Annotated in this window: 13 protein-coding genes; 12 read left to right on the top strand and 1 reads right to left on the bottom strand. The window is 42.8% G+C overall.

Annotated features, from left to right (window positions below; all coding sequences use genetic code 11):
• Positions 1–59: 59 nt before the first annotated feature.
• Positions 60–1106: an SPFH domain-containing protein gene (locus tag ABH008_RS16565; RefSeq protein ID WP_347986717.1), complete on the bottom strand. Its 1047-nt coding sequence runs from the start codon at positions 1104–1106 to the stop codon at positions 60–62.
• Between the two features lie 62 nt (positions 1107–1168).
• Between ABH008_RS16565 and ABH008_RS16560 the strand changes: the two genes are divergently transcribed.
• From ABH008_RS16560 to ABH008_RS16505, 12 genes are all read left to right on the top strand, one after another.
• On the top strand, positions 1169–1792 hold the full coding sequence (locus ABH008_RS16560; RefSeq protein WP_347986716.1) for a hypothetical protein: 624 nt from the start codon (positions 1169–1171) through the stop codon (positions 1790–1792).
• Positions 1789–3315: a TIM44-like domain-containing protein gene (locus ABH008_RS16555; RefSeq protein WP_347986715.1), complete on the top strand. Its 1527-nt coding sequence runs from the start codon at positions 1789–1791 to the stop codon at positions 3313–3315. The genes ABH008_RS16560 and ABH008_RS16555 overlap by 4 nt, the downstream gene beginning before the upstream one ends.
• Before the next feature lie 162 nt (positions 3316–3477).
• On the top strand, positions 3478–7002 hold the full coding sequence (locus tag ABH008_RS16550) for an FG-GAP-like repeat-containing protein (protein WP_347986714.1): 3525 nt from the start codon (positions 3478–3480) through the stop codon (positions 7000–7002).
• A 12-nt stretch (positions 7003–7014) separates the two neighbouring features.
• Entirely contained in the window at positions 7015–9039 is a 2025-nt protein-coding gene (locus ABH008_RS16545; RefSeq protein WP_347986713.1) for a multiheme c-type cytochrome, read from the top strand.
• Between the two features lie 836 nt (positions 9040–9875).
• Positions 9876–10541 carry a hypothetical protein gene (locus ABH008_RS16540; RefSeq protein WP_347986712.1) on the top strand — a complete coding sequence of 222 codons (666 nt, stop codon included), beginning with the start codon at positions 9876–9878 and terminating at the stop codon, positions 10539–10541.
• Positions 10542–10696: 155 nt separating this feature from the next.
• A complete protein-coding gene (locus ABH008_RS16535; protein ID WP_347986711.1) occupies positions 10697–13852 on the top strand; it encodes a carboxypeptidase-like regulatory domain-containing protein in 3156 nt (1051 codons plus the stop codon).
• Between the two features lie 30 nt (positions 13853–13882).
• The gene (locus tag ABH008_RS16530; RefSeq protein ID WP_347986710.1) at positions 13883–14737 is read left to right on the top strand and encodes a hypothetical protein; all 855 of its coding nucleotides are present in this window, start codon (positions 13883–13885) and stop codon (positions 14735–14737) included.
• Positions 14738–14972: 235 nt separating this feature from the next.
• A complete protein-coding gene (locus tag ABH008_RS16525; RefSeq protein WP_347986709.1) occupies positions 14973–15647 on the top strand; it encodes a hypothetical protein in 675 nt (224 codons plus the stop codon).
• A gap of 165 nt (positions 15648–15812) precedes the next feature.
• Positions 15813–19151, top strand: coding sequence for a carboxypeptidase-like regulatory domain-containing protein (locus ABH008_RS16520; RefSeq protein ID WP_347986708.1), 3339 nt, complete (start codon positions 15813–15815; stop codon positions 19149–19151).
• 24 nt (positions 19152–19175) lie between these two features.
• Complete coding sequence (locus tag ABH008_RS16515) at positions 19176–20312, top strand: hypothetical protein (RefSeq protein ID WP_347986707.1); 1137 nt, start codon at positions 19176–19178, stop codon at positions 20310–20312.
• 46 nt (positions 20313–20358) lie between these two features.
• Positions 20359–20901, top strand: coding sequence for a hypothetical protein (locus tag ABH008_RS16510; RefSeq protein WP_347986706.1), 543 nt, complete (start codon positions 20359–20361; stop codon positions 20899–20901).
• Between the two features lie 103 nt (positions 20902–21004).
• Positions 21005–21748, top strand: a complete 744-nt coding sequence (locus ABH008_RS16505; RefSeq protein ID WP_347986705.1) for a DsbA family protein — start codon at positions 21005–21007, stop codon at positions 21746–21748.
• The last annotated feature ends 15 nt before the right edge of the window (positions 21749–21763 follow it).

Here is a 21763-nt window from a genome sequence, read left to right as displayed (position 1 = left end):
GGGGCAATACGGCTTTGCCTATTACCACCTATTCCAGCATGTCGCGTGGATTATTCCTTTTACAGTAAATCTAAAATAGCCTTTTTCTTTTCCGCATATTCTTCCTCTGTGATAAGTTCTGCGGCAAACAATTTTTTAAGCTGAGCTAGTTTTTCCATAGGATCAGCCGCAACGGTTACAGGAGAAGGAGCGGCGGGTGCTGGTGTAGTGGCGGCTGCTTGGGCGGGTGGCGCATTAAATGCCTGAGCCAGATTCTGGCCGAAACTGATGCCCGCGCCCAAACCCATACCCATGCCAGCACCGCCGCCTTCGTTTCTGGCTGCCTCGCGCATGGCTTCCAGTTGTTGCACATGTGCGTAATCCAGTCCCACTTCTTTGGCGGCCTGGGCTTCGGCGGTCATATCGGCAATACGGTTAATGCGTTTTAAGGTATCTTCATCAAAGTCGGTACCCTCTATACGAAAATCGGTAATGCTAAAACCCAGTTCCGCAAAGACCAGCTCCAGTTTTTCTTTTACACCTGCTGCAATCTCTTCACGATTGGCATCTATCTCTAGATAACCAAAATGACTGGTGGCCAGAAAGTCCGTTAATGGCTGGCTAAGCCGGGCCACTATGACCTTGCGCAGATCATCAGTGGTAAATGCGGCTTGGCTGCCGACCACATTAACAAAAAAACTAGCCGCAGACTGGATACGATAACTATAATTACCAAAAGCGCGTAAACCAACAGGAAATTTATAGGTAGGATCCAGGTATTTGATCATGGAGGTAGTACCCCATTTTTGATCAAGTATCACGGTTTTTCTGTAAAAATAAATACCGACTTTATGTTCGCTTTCAAAGAATTGCATTACTTTTGTAATGGTGGTCCAGAAAGGAATGTTATCGGTTTTGAGATTATAGGAACCTTCGGTGTCGAAAACGGCTTGAACTTTACCCTGATAGACAAAAATACAGCCTTGTCCGGGCCCCACTATCAGGGTTGAAGCATTTTTGATTTCGTCGCCGTTGTCTGTCCATTGTTCAAACAAGGCGTTGGCTGCTGGGTTTTGCCATTCAATAACTGATCGAAACTGGCGTTTTAAACCGTCAAAAAGTCCCATGATTTACCTCTCAGTATCGTTTTTTTAATACGCTTGATTATATAACACAGTACTTAAAAACAATGAAAAATCAATTGACAACAGAGTTTCAAACGCGCTTATGGCATGCAGTTAAAGCCATAGAGCAGGATTCTCAAGCAGAAGTGGTGGTGGTGTTAAGGTCCAGTTCCGATAGTTACGCGTCTATTCCTCTGGTTTGGGGGCTTTTTGCCGCTTGGCTCGCCCATACCTATATGATTTACGCGCCTGATTTTTTCGAAAACTGGTTGGTTTACTATATACCAATTTTTGCCTTTGCTAGTAGTTATGCATTTGCACATTTACCGTGGATAAAACGCATTTGTAGCAAAAAAAAGACCTTGCAAAAAAAAGTAGAAATTATGGCTCGCGCGCTTTTTCAAAAAGGCGGCATACAGCATACTCGCTCTAAAATAGGCGTGTTGATTTATTGTTCTTTTTTGGAACAAACTGTGACTATATTGCCTGATCGAGGTTTGGAAATGGCCATTCCGGCTGAGGAATGGCAAGTATTACGTCACCAGTTTAATCAGATTTTTAGCGAGAAAAATCCTATGCTTGCGCTATTGTCCGCGTTACAGCATACCCAGACACTGTTTGCAAGCTATTTGCCTGTGCAGGCCGGTGATATTAACGAATTGCCTGATGTAATGGAAATAGATTTATGAGACTGATACTGCTAATACTGTTGATTGCAATTGGCAGCTGTGGCTGGTTGGACATAGCACAAGCACGGCCCGGTGGTGGACATTCCAGTAGTTCCTCTAGCTCTTCGCATAGCTCTTCAGGATCTGGTTTTTCTTGGGGTAGCCATAGTGGCAGTAATACTAGCGGCTTTAGTAGTGGTAGCAGTAATAGTGAGGAAATTACTCATCCCATGTCATCTTTACTGGCTTTGGTGATTGTTATCATTATTGTCGTTGCCATTGTCATCGTATTAAAAAATATGAGTCGATCGCAAACGTTTGTTGTTATGCCAACTTTAGAAAATCGCAGCAGACAACAATTGGGTGTTGCTCAACAATTAACCTTGCTTAAACAAAGCGATGCTAATTTTTCCGGCATCCTGTTTCTGGATTTTGTGCATTCTTTATATAGTAAGTTTTATAGTTATTCCACCCATCCCGAATTTAGCTATCTTAGCCCTTTTCTCAGTGTAGACTTGCAACAACATTTTCAGCAAAATGCGCCATGGCAAATTAATGAAGTGGTCATCAATGGTATAAAATGGCTTGAATACACTAAGCAAGGAACCGAAATGGAAAGCCTTAGTGTGCATATCGATGCCAACTATACACTGCACCTCCAAGGCAAACACACCCGCTATGCAGTGCAAGAGCGCTGGCAGTTTCTTCGCCAACAAGGGGTGCTTTCTGCGGAACCGGAAAAAATGCAAACCCTGTGCTGTCCACACTGTGGTGCACCTGCACATTTTACCGATGCGGGTAGTTGTGAATACTGTGGTAAACAAGTACAAAAAGGCGGTATGCAGTGGTATTTAGGTAAACGTGTCGTGCTTAGCACCACTGCATTAAGTAGTAACGAGTTGGTTGCCTATGCGCAAGAACAAGGCACGCAATTGTCCACGATCAAACAGTTGGATTTAAGTGAACAAATGCAGCGCTTTCAGGAATTACATGCATATGGCGATTGGCCGGCGTTCTGGCAATCTTTTGAAACGGAGATAGTCAGAGCATATTTTTTGACTATTTATCAACATTGGAGTCAACGAAACTGGCAAGCCGCTCGGCATTTATTATCAGACCGACTGTACGAAGCGAATGTGTTTTGGCAGAATTTATACGCAGAACACGATTGGTATAACCGTTTGGACAATCTGCAAATTGAACGCGTGGTATTGGTAAAAATTGAAACGGATAAGTATTACGAGGCTATTACAGTACGAATTTTTGCAGCATGTAACGATTATACCGAAGATGCTCAAGGCAAACTGTTAGGCGGAAATAAAAAAGAGTTACGCCATTATTCTGAATATTGGACACTGGTGCGGCGGGCAGGCATAGTACAGCATAGCAAGCCTTATAGTCTTAGCCAATGTCCGCAATGCGGTGCACCTGCTGATAATATGGGGCAGACTGCAGAGTGTGGCTATTGTGGTAGTAAAATTAGTACGGGCCAATTTTCTTGGGTATTATTTCTGATCACGCAGGATGAGGTGTATGAGGGGTAAGCACCATTAATGGCTGGGGCGGCCAGCAAAAGCCAAAATAATTAGAAGTAGGCTTGCTATCTTTGTCATTACCAAAAAGATACCAAAATAATAAACTGTGCTTTACAATGAATGTCAAAAAGACTTCGGCTGATAAAGGCATCACTTGATATGAAGAATTTCATGCTGCAAAAACTACTATCAACTCCCCATTTAAAACTGATTGCAGCCATCTGTTTACTATTGCTGGGTTTGATCGTTTTTGCCACACCCTTCAAAATACCCGGCGGATTTCCTTTTGCTGCCAAAGCAATTCCATCTTCTGAATTGCCAAAAAATCAAGCTCTCTTACCGGTAACTTTTATAGACAAAACCTTAGAAAAGGGCTTGAACTTCATTCAACAACAAGGCGATGAAGTATTGGCCGGTATCGACGAATCACTGGGTTCTGGCGCTTGTGCGGCCGATTTTAACCAGGATGGCTGGGTCGATCTTTTTTTGGTTAATGGTTCTGGACATACCCGTTATTATGGTAGACCTTACTGGTGGCAAAAGCCGCAAGGTAATGCGCTGTATTTAAATCAGGGTGGCGTCAAATTTATCGATGCAACTGCTGCTAGTGGTTTGGAAAAAATGATCTGGGGTATGGGCTGTTTAGCCGCAGATTTTGATAATGATGGCGATTCTGATCTGTTAGTGACAGGCAAAGAAGCCAGATTGCTATATAAAAATAACGGTGATGGCACTTTTACTGATGTGAGTGCTGATAGCGGTATGATGGGTCAAAGCTGGTCAACCTCTGCCGCAGCTGTTGATTTTAATCAGGATGGTTTGCTGGATATCTATCTGGGAAATTTTATCGACTTTAAAAAGGGCAAAAAAACTTTCGAAGCAAACAGTCAGTTTGCTACCACCAAAAACCGCACATTTGATGCTAGTCTGTACGAGGCACAAGCCAATCAACTCTATCTAAATACCGGGAGTTTTAAGTTTAAGGAAATGGCGCTTGCCGCAGGCGTAGCTGATGCAGATGGGCGCACATTGGATGTGAGTTGGCAGGATATTAATAACGATGGTTTGCCCGATATTTTGGTCAGCAATGATAAAGGTACTGGCTCCAATACCGCTTTTCTTAATATAGATGGACAGCATTTTGAACCCGTTTCAGAGGCTTTAGGTTTGCGTTCCGCCTTAGGTAATCGTGGGATTGCCTCTGGTGATCTCAATAATGATGGCGAGATCGATTTTATTTTTGGCAGTAGCATGGGCGAAACCACTATCGCTTTGATTAAGGCAAAGACCGCTACGGGCAAGTTTCAGTACAAAGATTTGGCACGTGATTTTGGTATAGGGGCAAATCAATTTCTAAATTTGTCTTCCTGGTCGCCAATCATACAAGACTTTAATAACGACGGCTTCAATGATGTGTTTATTGCGGGTGGTTTAGTAGAGCCCGATGCTGATGCCAGTAAAGTTTCGCAGGGGCAGCATAAACAACTCTTGCTAAGTAACGCACAACATTTTTTTACCGATGTTAGTGATGTATCGGGTATAGCCTTACAAGACAATCAGTCGGCCAGAGGGGTTGCCGCAGCCGATTTTGATAATGATGGCGATATTGATCTATATGTTGTGCATAACAATGATTTAGGCCAGTTTTTGCAAAATGATGCACCACCACAACATTGGTTGGGCTTAAAGTTAATTGGTCAGCAGTCAAATCAGGATGCTATCGGTGCACAGATAGAACTGACTTATGCGGGTGGGCGTCAAACCAAAACGGTAGTGAGTGGCGAAGGCTTTCTTTCTGATAGTGATAAACGTGTCGTGTTTGGTTTAGCCGCAAATAACCAGATTGATCATGTCAACATTCACTGGCCGAGTGGCAAGCAACAAACATTAACGGGTTTAAGTGTCGATCAATATTGGCAAATAAAAGAAAATAACCCTGCTGCTCAAGCATTGCCTATCATCGCAGCAGCACCAGTAACTCAGGAGTTGAAACTAAAGCAGGGTGTGAAAGTTCCGGAAGTACGCGTAAGTTATATACAGCTTTTGTCACAATCCGATTTTACCGATCAAACCTGGCAAGAACTTAAAATAGCCAATCTGGATGCCGATGCGCAAGTGCGTTTGGCTGTGGTAAATGCGGTCTCTAAAGTAAATACTGTGCCAGGCTTAAACATACTGATACAGGCCTTAGAAGATCCACAAGCCAGTAATGTGGTAGCTGCTATTTCTGGCTTAAGAATATACGAAGATGAGACGTCGGTACGTTGGTTACTCAGAAAGTTTTCCCATCCTGATGCCAGCGTCAGAATTGCCTTGGCAGATTGTTTTGCTTATTTTTTTCAGGAAGAAGAGGCGGTGGTGCATCGGAAATATCTGGCTGTACCGTATTTGATCCGTTTACTGGATGATCCTGAGCCTCAAGTTAGAGTTGCTGCTAGCCGTGCGTTGGCAAATGCCGAACGTTTTCGAGGGGTGCATACCTTGTTGAGTCATTTGCAGGATGCAGAGCCGACTGCAAGAGCGGAAATTGTCCGTACACTGGGGTTGATTCGTCAGGGGCAGGCTTTACCTAAACTGACTGCCTTGCTGCAAGACCCTGCCCAGCCCGACTCAGTTTTAGCCAATGTCTTTATCGCCTTAAAGCGTCTAGGTGATACCGAGAGTTTACATACATTGGACGCCTATGTCATGGCGCAGGCACCGTTTTCGGCCATACCCTTAGAAAAGCGTTTGGGCGTTTTTGCTGCTTTGATGAGTCAGGACCAGGAAGTACTGGTTTTCGATCCCCTACAAGTAAACACTATGGCTGAAGTTGCTTTTAAAGCTTTTAGCAATCGATCTGAGCCAACTGCATTTACTTTGCACTGGTTGACTATTTTACGACATAGCAACACAAAAGCGATCTCTGACTGGTTAGAAAATCAAAGTCGTTCGTCGGATGCCAATATTCGATTACTGGCTTTTCAAACCCTTTTGACACAGAAAAATCTGGATCGCGATGTATTGTTAAGACGTGCCTGGGCTGATCATGAGGTACCGATACAAATATGGGCCTTGAACGGGTTATTGCAAAATAAAGCGCTCTTTGTGAACGATGATTATCGCAAGATTTTAGCTGCACCTGCCTTAAGGGATGTAGCATTAAAGTGTTGGTTAGATCAGGGTATAAGCGGCGATGTAGACGCTCTTAAAGCAGTCTTGCTGGCTGACAAGTCTACCAATAAGGTTAAAAGTGCGCATACAGTAGTCGAGCAGTCAGAGCCTGAAACAGATAAACTATCAACGATTGAAGCCAGTAGCATTGGACAAGTTTGTTTCAATAAAAATACGGATGTTCAAGCTTTTTGTCCGCTGATTTTATTTGATAAAAATGATGCGAATTCCCGGCAGATTGCAGTTAAATTGTTGCGTGATGAAAGTTATCCATTAGCTTTACGTGAAGCTGTGTTAAAAGCATATAACGGCAAATTTGATCCTGAAGCCATTAATGTATTGTATAGCCTAGTGCAAAATAAAAATGAACCGTTGCGCCGAGTAATGCTACAAAAATTATTTGCGCTGGATTCAGATGCGCTAGTTGGGTTTGCCGAAAAGTTTGCCAAAAATGATGCTGAAGACGCTTGGTTGCGTTTTGAGGCGATCGTATTTTTAATCCACAAAGGGCACCTGGAAGATCAGGAAATACTGTATCGTTAACCGGATAAAGTCATGAACGATGTCAATGATAGTCAATTAAATACTGAGCGAAAATTAGCAAAGCCAACTGTTGCAGCAGCTGTGGTATTAGCGCTTAGCGGGTTTGTTACTCTAATTTGGTCTGAGTTTTCAGTATTTACGCAATGGACTTATTTGCTGCATACCTTGTTGGGTGTTGCCGTCACTGCCTTATTTGCACCTTATGTATGGGTGCATTTTCGTCGCACTATAGGGTTACGCCGTTCCTGGTTGACTTTTTCCGGTATTATCTCAGTACTGGTGTTCCTGACCGTAGCGGGTTCGGGGATTCATATTGCGTTGACAGGGCAAACTGAGGCTTTAGAGTGGGTGTTGCCACTGCATGTTTGGTTGGCTAGTGGTATCCTGCTATTGGTGATTGCACATATACTGCTGCATACTTTTACCTTAAGCGAGCGGCGTAAAAAAAGCGAACCTAACCGATTTCCTTCATTGGGTGGGGGATTGCAAAATGCAGTACTCTACAGCACCTTATTCAGCGTTGTTCTGGTGGGTGTGGCTGGCGGATTATACCAGTTAAGACCTAATCCGTATCAAGATAAAGCCGCCATAGAACCCTATGTAAAAAACTATGGTGAGCATCCGTTTCGACCCAGTCAAACTGAAACCGGCAGTGGTAGTTTTTATGATGCACGCCGTATTGGTGAGTCTGAGCGTTGTGCCAGTTGCCACGAACAGATCGCAGAGCAATGGAAAGCGTCTATTCATTCACAAGCAGGTTCAGATAAGACTTATCAAACCAATATAAAACTACTTTCCGAGAAAAAAGGCATAGAAGCTGCCCGCTATTGTGAGGGCTGTCATGCTCCTACCGCCTTAATGAGTGGTCAATTAAGTAAAGGTGGTATTTTGGAAACGCCTGGTCATTTACAGGAAGGGGTTAGTTGCATGACCTGTCATGGCATAGATCGGGTCGAACACACCAAAGGGGTGGCCAGTTATCGATTTACGCCACCAACACCTTACTTATTTAATGCATCATCAAACACTTTAGCGACTGGCATACATAATCTGCTGATTCGTTTGAAACCAGAGCAGCATAAAGCTGATTTGGCACGTACCGTGTTGGCAACCCCGGAGTTGTGCGCTACCTGTCATGCGCAGTTTATGGACAAAGATTTTAACAATTGGGGTTGGGTGAAAATGCAGGACGATTATACCGCCTGGTTAAACGGCCCTTATTCCGGGCAGACACGGCAAACCTTTGCTCATGCCGAACTGCGTCGTTGTCAGGATTGCCACTTTCCTTTACAACCCGGTAAAGACCCGACAGCAGATAAGGCAGGTATGATTAAAACCCATTTTAATATTGGTGGGAATACCGCTATACCTTGGGTAACGCAAAATCATGCGCAATTAGAACGTACCCGCGAATTTTTAAAGGCCGACAAAATGCGTATTACTATCGATAATCCTAATCGTAGTGATGCCACCGAAACTGCCAAACATCTGGATTTACAATTGATCTCATCAACGGAAGCACCTGCTTATTATTATTTGGGAGAAGATGTCACTTTGAAAGTGGCTGTAACCAATGCGCAAGTCGGCCATGCCTTTCCCGGTGGAACGTCTGATATTAACGAAGCGTGGATACATTTCTTAGTTGAAGACGGGCAAGGACGAAAAATATATGAATCCGGTGCCTTAGATCGAGAGAATAACGTTGATGCAAATGCCTATTTTTATAAATCGGTGCCTATCAGTCGTACCGGAGAGGCTGTCTGGCGTCACGATCTATTTAATATGGTTGGTGATAGTTTTAAGCGTGTTATTCCGCCAGGTGCCAGTGATGTCACTAGCTACAGTTTTAAAGTAGCGGATGATGTCAAAGGGCCATTGATTGTTACCGCCAGTCTAAAGTATCGCAAATTAAATAATCGCTACGCTAAATGGGCGTTAAAAGATGACAATGTGCAATTGCCTATCGTAGAGATGGCTAGTACCTCATTAGTTTTGCCGATTAAAATCAAGCCGGAATTAGCGAAAGTTGAACAATAACGCTAAGACATTGTTTATTACGATTAGCGGGGTAACACACAGATAAGGAGGGCCTGGATTTTTCTTGGAGCCATTTGTTGTTGGTCTTCGCCTAAAGTTTATCAGCTACTGCTATCTGATGGCAGGGGAGAGGTGTTGCCGAAGCCAGGTAATTAATCAGGGCGGGGTTTGTGAGATTAAATTCAAATTTACTGTGAATAATCTAACTGATTATGAGCGTTTTAAATAGTATTATATCAATACTATCAGTTCTCTATGAGATTTAAGCCCAATAATCAGGTTTGAAAAACAATGTTATTCAAGGCTAGAAGAACTCGAAATGCTGTGTACAAAAGTAAGATCAGTTTTAGTAAAAGTATTGGTCGCTATTCAGAGTCGTTTTTTGTAATTAGATTCAATGAATTTATAGGAATAGGCAGAATGAAGTAAAGCGCGTCAGTCGCCATTGATGTGCCGTCTGGTGTTGGCAGATTCAATACAGGTTCGCTTTTAAGCTGAATAGTTGTAAGTATTAAAAGTTGGCTTTGTTGTCTATTAGCTAAAGGTTGGTTGGCGCTTTTAGTTGACTTTGATTTGCCCAGTTTTTTGGTATTGAGAGCGTTAATTAATAATTACCTTAGTTTTTTTATTAAAATTGCTTTTATCCTTATCTGTTTATGGGTTATGCTGCCTTTTACGAATGTGAGCTGGTACACAATAATTCGACAGAGTTAATGTGTTAATTATGTGTAGCAGATTTTTAAAAAAGTTCAAAAATTGTGACAAAAGTGCTATTGCAATCACAAAAATTATAGAGTAGTCTTTTGTTAAATTCTCGTGGTTTTAGGTTAAATAACATGAAAAACAAACAGATCGGACGGATGCTTGGACTCGGATTATTGCTGGCTTTGCCTTACTCGGTGTCAGCTGCGACTATTACAAATGGCAGTTTCACGGCTGGCGTTGGGCATTTGGATGGTTGGGCTGCCCTTACCAATGATACGGGTTCAATAACAGCGACGGGTGATGGCACAGTGATCTTGGCTACGGGTACAGGCAGTAGTTCATCAATTCCTGCTACCTTAGTACAAGGTGATGATGGTAGTTTTAGTTTTAGTCATCCACTGGTTATTACCTCTAACGATTTGAGTTTAAATTTTAATGCGGTATTTAGCCAAACTCCTATTTCCGGAGCTACAACCCTAAAACCCTTGGATGAGGTTTTTAATGTCTGGTTGTATGACGCCAATAGTCCAGCGAGTTATTTATTAACCAGTATTGATGCAAGCACCAAAGTAAGTAGTTTTTCATTCGGTTTGTCTGCTTATCAAGGTCTGTCGGTGGCTCTATCCTTTGAATTAAATCACAATTTTGATGGATATACCTCGCAAGTGGCCCTAAGTAATGTAGGTATTAGCAGTGCAGTACCTGAGGCCGAAACGGGCTTGTTATTACTGTCGGGTCTTGCTGGCGTGATGGGTTATTCCAGAAAACTAAATCGTAAACAACAAAATAAAAGTTAATTTCGATCACTGCGCTGCTGTAATGCTTTATTGTCAGGTCCTGCTTTAAAATTAAGCATTATTCAGCAGAGTGTAAATACATATAACGAGTAGTTCAACGCCTCTGGAATTTAGTGATTTGAGGTAGTTGGCAATGTAGAGATGAGGAGTCTTGGATGTCGGTATATCAGCACGCTAATCCACAACTGCGCTGGATAGGCATCGTCGTATGGCCTGTCGCTCTAATGCTGTTTATATTGTTGCTGACATTATTGCCGCAACCGAGTCAAGCTGCCGCAACCACAACGCAAATCTGGCAGGCGCTGGCTAATAATCCAGTAACGGTGAGCTTAACCACTCCCGTGCGAAATCGTCGTAGCGCTGATGCCACTCTGAATATCAATCTCACCAATAGCAGTGCGCAAACCATTGCAGGTCCACTACGCTTGGTGATCACCGATTTGTCGCCAGCCAACGTCAGTATTAGTAACGCCACTGGCGTGGATGCAGCGGGCGAACCTTATTTTGATTTGACAGGCTATGTAGGTAAAAGTTTTACACCGGGCGGTAATGGCCAAATTAATGTCATCGTCAAAGGTGGCGGACCCGCCATCTTTACCTTTAATACCCGTATTGAACAACAAATTACCCAGACACAGCCCTTAAGCGTCAATATTACCAGTCCGGCTACACTCTTGACGGTAGGTAGTACCCCGCAACTGGTTACCGGTACGGTTTCCGATCCCACTGCAACGGTGACGCTCAATAATGCGCCCGTGACGAATACCAATGGTACTTTTCAAGCCAAAGTAAATTTGACGCAAGGTAGCAATACGATTGCTGCGCGTGCTATGGATAGTAAAGGTAACGATGTTACCGATATTATTTCCCTGTCCTTGGACATGACGCCACCCTATATTACAGTGTCCGCACCGCAAAATGGCGATACCGTGCGCACCAGCACTATTGCGGTGTCGGGTTTAATCAATGATATTGTGCGCGGTACCGTTGCACAGAATCAGGCCAGTGTTACGGTGAATGGCATTGCCGCGACTATTTCAAATCGCAGCTATCTGGCGCAAAACGTACCGTTAGCGGTGGGCTTGAATACTCTGGTGATTGTGGCATCCGACAATCTGGGTAATACCAGTAACCTGAGTCTCAATGTCACTTATCAACCCACTCAACCCCAACATATTGAGCTGGTTAGTGGTCAAAATCAAACAGCCGTTATCAATACCGCGTTACCTAAACCATTAAGCGTAAAGCTATTGGATGCTAATGGTAAACCGGTGGTCAATAAACCCGTCGTGTTTCGCATCACGCAGGGTGATGGTGTGGTCGGGGTAGGCTCGGCAACACCGGGTCCTGGTACTTTGGTGAATACCGATAGTAATGGTATTGCCAGTACGAATTATCAATTGGGTAGTCGTTCCGGTGTAGGAAATCAAAAAGTTAGAGCGGCAGCTGTGGGTTTTGATGGTGAAGTATTATTCTACGCCACGGCCAATGTGGGTGCGCCCAATAAAGTCACCATTAATAGCGGTAATAATCAACGTGGTGGCGTGGGTCAACCTTTACCCGAACCCTTGGTCGTGGCGGTGGTGGATCAGGGTGCCAATGTGGTAGCCGGTGTGCCGGTCATCTTTCAGGTTACGCAAGGTACTGGCAACTTACAGAACGGACAGACTAGCGTTAAAGTAGTGACCGACAGCGATGGACGAGCGGCGGCCGAGTTTACCTTGGGTAAGGAAACCGCGCTGGATGGACAACACGTGACGGCCACGCTGGTAGGCACCAATTTATATGCGGGTTTTACCGAATCAGCCTTAGCTGTAGGGGCAACCGGCAAGACCACGATTAGTGGTGTGGTGCTAGATAATCAGAACTCACCGCTGTCAAGTGTTACGGTGCGGGTAGATGGTACCAGCAGCGAAGCCTTAACCGATGCACAAGGCCAGTTTACCATTACCGATGCGCCAGTGGGTGCGGTGCGACTGATTGCCGATGGTAGTACCACGACGGTAACGGGTGAATGGCCAACACTGGCTATTAATATAGTCACTATCGCTGGTGCCAATAATCCGTTGGCAGCACCGATTTATCTGGTGAAACTGAATACCGCTACCGCGCAGACTGTGGGTGCCAAAGATGTCACCTTTACTTTACCGGATGTGCCTGGCTTCTCCTTGTTTGTTAAAGCGGGTTCGGTCACTTTTCCGGATGGCAAGAAAACCGGTCAAATATCAGTAACACCAGTCAACGCATCCAAAATCCCGATGGCACCGCCAAATGGCATGCAACCACAGTTTATTGTCACCATTCAGCCGGTAGGTGCGCAATTTGATCCGCCAGCACCGTTAAGTCTGCCCAATGTGGACGGACATGCGCCGGGCGCGCAAGTGGAAATGTATTCCTACGATCACGATCTGGAAGAGTTTGTGGCAATAGGCTTGGGTACTGTCAGTGCGGATGGCACGGTAATCAGCAGTAATCCCGGTGTGGGTGTGGTTAAAGCTGGTTGGCATTGTGGCAGTCAGCCTAATGGTTCGGGTTGTACTCATCAGTGTGGTGAATGTGCGACTTGTGATGCGAGTTGTAATTGTAATTGGGACAACAGTAAGTTACCCACATCAATCACCAATACCGTTGGTGATTGTAAAAAACCTGGGTGCCAAAATGGTCCAACCCAGGTTCCTGATTTGACTGACAAACCCGACCCTAATGCTGCGCCCGATAATATTTGCAAAACTTGCGACAATACGGGCATAGTACCTGATCCATCTAAAGATGGAACAGCAGCAGCCAGTGGTGCTGCCTGTACGCTTGCTGGTGCATTACCGGGGGTTTGTAATAATGGTTCATGCGTTTGTGCTATACCCACCAATTTTCATCAAACTGGTGTTAGTCAAAATGCTAATGGGGTATTGCATTTCGATTATGCCTGGGATTCGAGTACAGGACATTTATCCGATCTTTCTGGCTGTACTATTAGTGAAAAAGTTGAATATCCCGGAGCAAGCCCCTATCCATGGCCAAGTCCACCCTGGACAGGGAGTACTCAGAATCCAACCATACTCAGTGTGCCTGCTTCAGATGGAACAGCACAAGATAATCATAGTAGTCTAGGCTTTTTGGCTCCTTATGTTGCCGCTAGTTTTAGTGCAACACAAAATTATCGTTACACTTGTGCATGTGCTAACGGAGGAAGTCCTGTGGTGATTAATGGACCTATCACGATTAGTCGATCAGTGACGAAGAATGCGAATAATACTTATAAGTATACGATTACAAAAAGCGGTTCTTCTAATGTAATTAATCCCTTACCTTAAATCTGGGCAGGACAAAATTTGGACGTATATATGAAAATGCAAAGTAGTCGTTTTTTATATGTTAAAAAAATTAGGTGTTTTGCGATTATGTTGATCATAGCTGTTACTGCTGGAAATGTATATGCAGCACCAACACCATCAGTAAAAACGTCACTAACCTTGCAAAATCCGCTTATTAACGAAAATGAACCGGTTTTTTTAAACTTTACTATTACCAACGATAGCAATGAAGATATAGAAGCAGATTTAGGCTTCAATAAAACGGGTAACTTTATGTTTTCTATTGTTGAACCATCAGGAAGCAAACAATCTGATCTGGCACTTAGTCAAGAAGGTTTTGGGCGAGTTGGAAAAGTATTAGTATCCAAAAACTCAAGTTATAACCAGCAATTATTGCTGAATGAGTGGTATCAGTTTGTTGCGCCAGGTAAATATATAATAATTCCTAAGCTTACAGTTACTTTAAAAGCTAAAAGCAATAATAGCTTGAAAACTTCGCCTATAGAGACATTGATCCTGGATATACTTCCCAAAAATGCAGAAAAGTTGAAAACTGTTTATCAGGAATTATTGGATAAGATCAACACTGGACAAAACGCAACTGTGGAGCTGGATGCAATAAAGGCTTTAAGTTTGGCGAATGAACCTTTGATTATACCTTATCTTAAACAAATACTTAATAAAAGTAATAATTTTATTGAGTATCCCATTCAGGGGCTTGAGCGCATTGGAAGCCGTGAAGCAATTGACGTACTTTTAGATAAATTTAAAACAGGAAACTCTGAAAGCAAAGCTATGGTTAAGGCCGCGTTAGTTAATATTAAGACAAAGATTACTGATCCTGAGCTTAAAAAGTTGATATCTGATGCAGTAAAAGATGGTTAATTAAGTAGATTATGCATAGTTCTCCCGTGGTATTTTTCCAGTAAAGTGAGCTAGTTAGCATTTTCTTGACAGAGTTAATGTGTTAATTTTTGTATTACAGGTGGCTAGAAAAGTTCAAAAATTGTCACAAAAGTGTTATTGCAATCACAAAAAATATGAGTTACTCTCTTGTTAAGGTATCTGTTAGGTATCTTTTAGGTATTTTTTAGGTTCGATTAATTTTTAGGTTAAAGACATGAAGGGCAAACAGATCAGACAGGCATGTGGGCTTGGGTTAATGCTGGTACTGCCTTATTCGGCGTCAGCGGCGTCTATTACGAATGGCAGTTTCTCGGCAGGTGTTGGGCATTTGGATGGTTGGTCAGCTATTACCAGTGATGCCGGTACTATTAATGCACCTGGTGATGGCACGGTGATCTTGGCTACAGGCGATGGAACGACCTCTGCTATTCCTGCAGTTTTGGAACAAGGTGATGATGGTAGTTTTAGTTTTACTAACCCACTGGTTATCACACCTAACGATCTGAGTTTAAGTTTTAATGCAGTGTTTAGTGAGTCGCTTATTTCTGGTGCATCTGCATCTAATCCAGCAGGTGAAGTATTTAATGTCTATCTGTACGATGCCAATAGTCCAGCCAGTTATTTATTAACCAGTATCGATGCCAGTACTGCGGTGACCCATTTTTTATTTGATTTGACTGCTTATCAAGGCTTGTCAGTTGCTTTGTCCTTTGAGTTAAATCACAACAACGATGGCTATACCTCACAAGTAGCTTTAAGTAACGTGGATATTGCTCAGCAGACAAGTGCCGTTGTTCCCGAGGTAGAAACGAGTTTGTTATTTCTGGTGGGTCTTGGCAACGTAATCGGTTTTTCTAGAAAAGTGAACCGTAAAAAAAATAATAGTTAAATTCGATTAATGCTTTGCTGTAATGCTTTATTGTTAGGTCTTGGTTAAAAATTAAGCGCGTATACAGCACTGCGATAGCGGATATAAATACAACACGAGTTGTTCATCTCCTCTGATTATTTAGTGATTTGAGGTAGTTGACAAAGTAGAGATAAGGAGTCTTGGATGTCAGTACACCAGCAAGCTAATCCACCATTGCGCGGGATAGGCATCGTCGTATGGCCTGTTGCTTTAATACTATTCATGCTGTTACTGACAGTATTGCCGCAACCGAGTCAAGCTGCCGCAACCACAACGCAAATCTGGCAGGCGCTGGCTAATAATCCAGTAACGGTGAGCTTAACCACTCCCGTGCGAAATCGTCGTAGCGCTGATGCCACTCTGAATATCAATCTCACCAATAGCAGTGCGCAAACCATTGCAGGCCCACTACGCTTGGTGATCACCGATTTGTCGCCAGCCAACGTCAGTATTAGTAACGCCACTGGCGTGGATGCAGCGGGCGAACCTTATTTTGATTTGACAGGCTATGTAGGTAAAAGTTTTACACCGGGCGGTAATGGCCAAATTAATGTCATCGTCAAAGGTGGCGGACCCACCATCTTTACCTTTAATACCCGTATTGAACAACAAATTACCCAGACACAGCCCTTAAGCGTCAATATTACCAGTCCGGCTACACTCTTGACGGTAGGTAGTACCCCGCAACTGGTTACCGGTACGGTTTCCGATCCCACTGCAACGGTGACGCTCAATAATGCGCCCGTGACGAATACCAATGGTACTTTTCAAGCCAAAGTAAATTTGACGCAAGGTAGCAATACGATTGCTGCGCGTGCTATGGATAGTAAAGGTAACGATGTTACCGATATTATTTCCCTGTCCTTGGACATGACGCCACCCTATATTACAGTGTCCGCACCGCAAAATGGCGATACCGTGCGCACCAGCACTATTGCGGTGTCGGGTTTAATCAATGATATTGTGCGCGGTACCGTTGCACAGAATCAGGCCAGTGTTACGGTGAATGGCATTGCCGCGACTATTTCAAATCGCAGCTATCTGGCGCAAAACGTACCGTTAGCGGTGGGCTTGAATACTCTGGTGATTGTGGCATCCGACAATCTGGGTAATACCAGTAACCTGAGTCTCAATGTCACTTATCAACCCACTCAACCCCAACATATTGAGCTGGTTAGTGGTCAAAATCAAACAGCCGTTATCAATACCGCGTTACCTAAACCATTAAGCGTAAAGCTATTGGATGCTAATGGTAAACCGGTGGTCAATAAACCCGTCGTGTTTCGCATCACGCAGGGTGATGGTGTGGTCGGGGTGGGCTCGGCAACACCGGGTCCTGGTACTTTGGTGAATACCGATAGTAATGGTATTGCCAGTACTTCTTATAAATTAGGTAGTCGTTCCGGTGTGGGTAATCAAAAAGTTAGGGCGGCTGCGGTTGGATTTGATGGCGAAGTATTATTCTACGCCACGGCCAATGTGGGTGCGCCCAATAAAGTCACCATTAATAGTGGTAATAATCAACGCGGTGGCGTGGGTCAACCTTTACCCGAACCCTTGGTCGTGGCGGTGGTGGATCAGGGTGCCAATGTGGTCGCCGGTGTGCCGGTCATCTTTCAGGTGACGCAAGGTACTGGCAGCTTACAGAACGGACAGACTAGCGTTAAAGTAGTGACCGACAGCGATGGACGTGCAGCGGCTGAGTTTACCTTGGGCAAAGAAACCTCGCTGGATGGACAACACGTAACCGCCACGCTGGTAGGTACCAATTTATATGCGGGTTTTACCGAATCAGCCTTAGCCATAGGCGCAACCGGTAAGACCACGATTAGTGGTGTGGTGCTGGATAATCAGAACTCACCGCTTCCAAGTGTTACGGTGCGGGTAGATGGTACCAGCAGCGAAGCCTTAACCGATGCACAAGGCCAGTTTACCATTACCGATGCGCCAGTGGGTGCGGTGCGACTGATTGCCGATGGCAGTACCACGACGGTAACGGGTGAATGGCCAACACTGGCAATTAATATAGTCACTATCGCCGGTGCCAATAATCCGTTGGCAGCACCAATTTATCTGGTTAAACTGAATACCGCTACCGCGCAGACAGTGGGTGCCAAAGATGTCACCTTTACTTTACCAGAAGTACCTGGCTTCTCCTTGTTTGTTAAAGCGGGTTCGGTCACTTTTCCGGATGGCAAGAAAACCGGTCAAATATCAGTAACGCCGGTCAACGCATCCAAAATCCCGATGGCACCGCCAAATGGCATGCAGCCACAGTTTATTGTCACCATTCAGCCGGTAGGTGCGCAATTTGATCCGCCAGCACCGTTAAGTCTGCCCAATGTGGACGGACATGCGCCGGGCGCGCAAGTGGAAATGTATTCCTACGATCACGATCTGGAAGAGTTTGTGGCTATAGGTTTGGGTACCGTCAGTGCGGATGGCACAGTAATCAGCAGTAATCCTGGTGTAGGTGTAGTTAAAGCCGGCTGGCATTGTGGTAGCCAACCCAATGGGAGTGGTTGCTGTACTAATCCAGGTAAATGCCAAAAAACGGATGCAAGTTGTAATTTAGTAAATTTACCTAATGTGCCAAACATCAAAGGTAATTGTAAGGCGCCACTAGATTGCCAGTCATATCAGAACGATGACAGCAATGTCAGTATATGTAACACTTGTGTATTGGGCGTACCTGTTCAAAAACCATTAGGCCCTGCTACTACCGATGCTATGACTTTTGATTTTAGTGGACCATTAAAACCGATTAACGATGATTTAGATAAATTGAAATCTGTTGGTGTGATTTTAAAGTTGAATTTATTACAGGTTAAAGGAAGTGTCGTTGATACCCCATGCTGTAATCCAGATACGGGTATGGGGCATAAAATACAAGGATCAGTAAACGGTAATTTTGGTGGGGCTAATTTGCAAGTCAAAATATGGCCCCCAGGACCAATTCCAACCTTTGATTCAGGTGTTATTGGGTCAGCGGGTATTGCCTCAATCCAGTTCAAAGCCACATTTATTGGCGGTATTTTTGCTGGGGTTTCGGCAAATGTGAATGGTGAAATGGGTTACAAAAAAGATACCTGCTCAAAAGATCCAAATGATAATGCAGGATGTTTTTATGGAACTTTAAATACCACATTAACACCTAATTTAACTGCAACCATTGGCGGAGATGGTTCTTTAACAACTACCTGTTTCTTCTGCGAAAAAGAAACTGTCAAATTGGCAATTGCAGTTAATTTTGGCAACCTTACTTGGCCATGGAATATTTCTACTGTTGGTTATAACCAGGCAAATTGTAGTGCCGGTTTGACTGGTGGATTATTAGACATACAACCGATAGTCTTTAATTCAACCTTGAGTGTTACTGGCAGCTATAGCGATAGCTCAAATAATCCAGTTTCAATTAATAAAACTTTTACATTCCTGACTTGTAAGGCTTCACTTGCAAGTGGCATTTCATGTACGTATTAGAACTTTTATTCTGAGGAAATATAGATGAAGATGCCAAAAAGTACAAAAAAGCTATATTACTGTTTGTTTAGCATAATCAGTATATTTATTTATAGCGCTAATATTGTAAAAGCCAGTGAAACGCATAGTGTCTATCTGCCGCTTATATTTAATTCGGAAGTCAATACTTATAAAACGAGTGCTTGTCTTAAGGTTGTTGAAGTTGCTTATCCGGATGGAAATCGTTGGTGGGAACAAGGTAGTTCCATTACAGTAAATTCACCAGAAGACGCTTTTAGAAATGTAATCAGTGCAATCTTAAAAAAAGATAAGGCGGAGTTATTTAAATGGTCACATTCAACTTTAGGGCACGATACCCAAGAATTTGATAGCCAAGCTGCTGCGTATTTCGCTCAATTCGAAAAATTGCAATTAGTATCTGCATCACGTTCATATCGATTTGATGGATTAGCCCTAGTTTATGTAACCGCAAAATTAGCTGATGGCAGACTGTTTAGTTTTCCGTTGTCTTTTGCAGAAGATAATAAAGTCTATAAGTTCTTGCCATATCGAAGTGAAATAGTTTCTTATCGTTTGGTAACTGAATGGTTAAGTGTTAATACTAGTGGGCAAGCAGATGGGTTTAGCTATTGTGATGACAAAACTATTAAAAATGCCACATATAAAGTTCAACTAGTTCCACCAACTGAAACAAGCAAAACAGATCCAATAAGTGAATTGTTTTTGCATGGAGCGAGTATCAATTTAAAAAATCCCCAGAAAGGTTTAGAAAAAGATGTAGTTGATCTTTTGGCTCGTATGAAGAAAGCTGATTTTGCAAAGCCAAAAGAGTTAAATGGTTTTTTAGGTAATATGACCTTAGAAGGTGCAAATCGTTTAAAGGAATGGTTGAACACGGCAAGCATAGCGGATAAGGAGAGATATAAAAATGAATTATTTAATGTAACTCCTATATTTATATTTGATGCGTCACCATTAATTGTTACTTATGTCAAATGGGGTGCGAGGGTTCAAACCATGTACTTTACCTATAACGAAAAGCATAAATTGGTTTGGACTAACTCATCTCACATTAGCTTAATAGATAAAGTATTTAAAAATGGAGTTTTATTTGATGATGCTCAATTAGATAAGCCATTTGAGAATTATAAAATACAATAAAACTGTACATTAGTTTTTTTGAGATTATGTTGATACATTTTATTTGATGAAAATTAAAATACCAAACAGTTTGCCTTATGAATTTGATAGTTTTAGAGTATGGCGTGGGGTTCTAAAAGGATTAATAACATTTCAATTTGTAATTATTATTCCTGGCATTATTTACTTTATTGTAATTAATGATATGGCTGGGATGCTTTGTTTAGTAGTGACAGGCGTATTCTTGCTTTTAGGTACTGTTCCTGTTGCTAAGCATAGTGAAGGCGCTAATGGGACTATCAATAAAAATGGAGTTTTGATTTGGCCTAACAAAATTTTTAGAAAAGCCGGTAAAGAAACTGGCAGGTTAATATCATTGAATGATTTTTCTGCTATTAGTGTTGTTCTTCGGCCACCAGCTCATGATAGTAATCTGGAAACCGCAAGAGTGATGCTTACTGCAAAGCAACGTATTGATGACATTATCCTTGATACAGGTACTATTGATGAAGGTAAAAAGCTGGGTATGGCACTACATGAATTACTAGGCTTGCCATATCAGGAACTTAATGGGGTTAATAAATTATCTGAATTTATTGCCCGTAGATAAATGCAATATTTTTGCTAACAAAAAATTTGATTTTAGAGAGTTAGGAATTTATAGGAATTTAAATGTTTTATGTCGATAGTATCTGCGAATTTGAGAGTTGTTTATGACAATACTTAAGCGTATTTTGCTGATGTGCTTAATTTGTTTATATACCAAATTGGGATATACAGAAGAAAAGTGGGTGGCAGATGAAATTTTTTTGCAAATGTCCGAAATGAAGCAGCAAATTCAGCAATTGCAACAAAAAGTAACTCTATTAGAACAGCAACTTGCTGTACAACCTTCTGTTGCACCCATTGCATTTCCAGACTCAGACAAGATGAGCGAAGGGAAGCAGCAGGCTACCATTGGAATTATCGAGTTTTCAGATTACGAATGTCCTTTTTGCGGCAAACATTATCAGGGTGTTTTACCCAAATTGCGTGAAGACTATATAAATAAAGGCATTGTTAAATACGTGATGAAAGATTTTCCACTGGAATTTCATACACACGCAAAACAGGCCTCTTTGTCCGGACGTTGTGCTGCCGAACAGGGTAAGTATTGGGATATGCACAATTTAATTTTTGAAGCACGTGGTCAAGTGACTGATCCGTTTATAAAAACTGCAGTGACGCAGCTTGGTTTGGATAGTGAAGCATTTAATAAATGTCTGGCACAACCTGAGCAATTAGAAAGTATTAAGAATGATATTGCACTGGGCACGAGTTTAGGTGTAACAGGCACACCGTCGTTTTTGGTGGGTATCATAAAAAATAAGCAACTTATAAATTATAAACGTTTGGTTGGCGTACAGTCTTACGAGACTTTTGCTAATACTATTAAGAACTTAAATAAGCCCAATTAAAGGCTACTAGGCGAG

Source organism: Methylomonas sp. AM2-LC, assembly GCF_039904985.1.
Taxonomy (GTDB): domain Bacteria; phylum Pseudomonadota; class Gammaproteobacteria; order Methylococcales; family Methylomonadaceae; genus Methylomonas.
The sequence above is the reverse complement of the archived record's forward strand: the minus strand, read 5'-3'. Positions and strand labels throughout refer to the sequence as shown.

Bases quoted from the DNA above. Each gene is read 5' to 3' on its own strand.
- ABH008_RS16565 (WP_347986717.1), bottom strand. From the start codon at position 1,106: ATGGGACTTTTTGACGGTTTAAAACGCCAGTTTCGATCAGTTATTGAA.
- ABH008_RS16560 (WP_347986716.1), top strand. From the start codon at position 1,169: ATGAAAAATCAATTGACAACAGAGTTTCAAACGCGCTTATGGCATGCA.
- ABH008_RS16555 (WP_347986715.1), top strand. From the start codon at position 1,789: ATGAGACTGATACTGCTAATACTGTTGATTGCAATTGGCAGCTGTGGC.
- ABH008_RS16550 (WP_347986714.1), top strand. From the start codon at position 3,478: ATGCTGCAAAAACTACTATCAACTCCCCATTTAAAACTGATTGCAGCC.
- ABH008_RS16545 (WP_347986713.1), top strand. From the start codon at position 7,015: ATGAACGATGTCAATGATAGTCAATTAAATACTGAGCGAAAATTAGCA.
- ABH008_RS16540 (WP_347986712.1), top strand. From the start codon at position 9,876: ATGAAAAACAAACAGATCGGACGGATGCTTGGACTCGGATTATTGCTG.
- ABH008_RS16535 (WP_347986711.1), top strand. From the start codon at position 10,697: ATGTCGGTATATCAGCACGCTAATCCACAACTGCGCTGGATAGGCATC.
- ABH008_RS16530 (WP_347986710.1), top strand. From the start codon at position 13,883: ATGAAAATGCAAAGTAGTCGTTTTTTATATGTTAAAAAAATTAGGTGT.
- ABH008_RS16525 (WP_347986709.1), top strand. From the start codon at position 14,973: ATGAAGGGCAAACAGATCAGACAGGCATGTGGGCTTGGGTTAATGCTG.
- ABH008_RS16520 (WP_347986708.1), top strand. From the start codon at position 15,813: ATGTCAGTACACCAGCAAGCTAATCCACCATTGCGCGGGATAGGCATC.
- ABH008_RS16515 (WP_347986707.1), top strand. From the start codon at position 19,176: ATGAAGATGCCAAAAAGTACAAAAAAGCTATATTACTGTTTGTTTAGC.
- ABH008_RS16510 (WP_347986706.1), top strand. From the start codon at position 20,359: ATGAAAATTAAAATACCAAACAGTTTGCCTTATGAATTTGATAGTTTT.
- ABH008_RS16505 (WP_347986705.1), top strand. From the start codon at position 21,005: ATGACAATACTTAAGCGTATTTTGCTGATGTGCTTAATTTGTTTATAT.